General features: G+C 67.4%; 1 protein-coding gene. It reads right to left on the reverse strand.

Features of this window, described 5'->3' with window-relative positions:
- Nucleotides 1-650: EF-Tu C-terminal domain-related protein (locus tag ON759_RS13900; RefSeq protein ID WP_271680990.1), on the reverse strand; the 650-nt coding region annotated here is incomplete at both ends.

The raw sequence follows: 650 nt of genomic DNA on the forward strand, positions 1-650 counted from the left end.
CCGCCCTCGCGGATCGCGAAGCGCAGGCCCTCGTCCATCGCCACCGGGTTGATCAGCTGCACCGTCATCTTCACGTTGTCGCCCGGCATCACCATCTCGGTGCCCTCCGGCAGCGTCACCGCACCGGTGATGTCCGTCGTGCGGAAGTAGAACTGCGGGCGGTAACCCTTGAAGAACGGGGTATGGCGGCCGCCCTCGTCCTTCGACAGCACGTACACCTCCGCCTCGAACTCCGTGTGCGGGGTGATCGAACCCGGCTTGCACAGCACCTGGCCGCGCTCCACGTCGTCACGCTTCGTGCCGCGCAGCAGCAGGCCCGCGTTGTCGCCCGCCTGGCCCTGGTCCAGCAGCTTGCGGAACATCTCGACGCCGGTCACCGTCGTCTTCTGGGTCGGGCGGATACCGACGATCTCGATTTCCTCGCCCACCTTGATCACGCCGCGCTCGATGCGGCCGGTCACCACGGTGCCGCGGCCCGAGATCGAGAACACGTCTTCCACCGGCATCAGGAACGGCTTGTCGATCGCGCGCTCCGGCTCCGGGATCCAGCTGTCCAGCGCTTCCACCAGCTTGATGATCGACGGCACGCCGATCTCCGACTGGTCGCCTTCCAGCGCCAGGCGCGCCGAACCCGAGATGATCGGGGTGTC

This window comes from Thermomonas mangrovi (assembly GCF_028201335.1).
Classification (GTDB): Bacteria; Pseudomonadota; Gammaproteobacteria; order Xanthomonadales; family Xanthomonadaceae; genus Thermomonas; species Thermomonas mangrovi.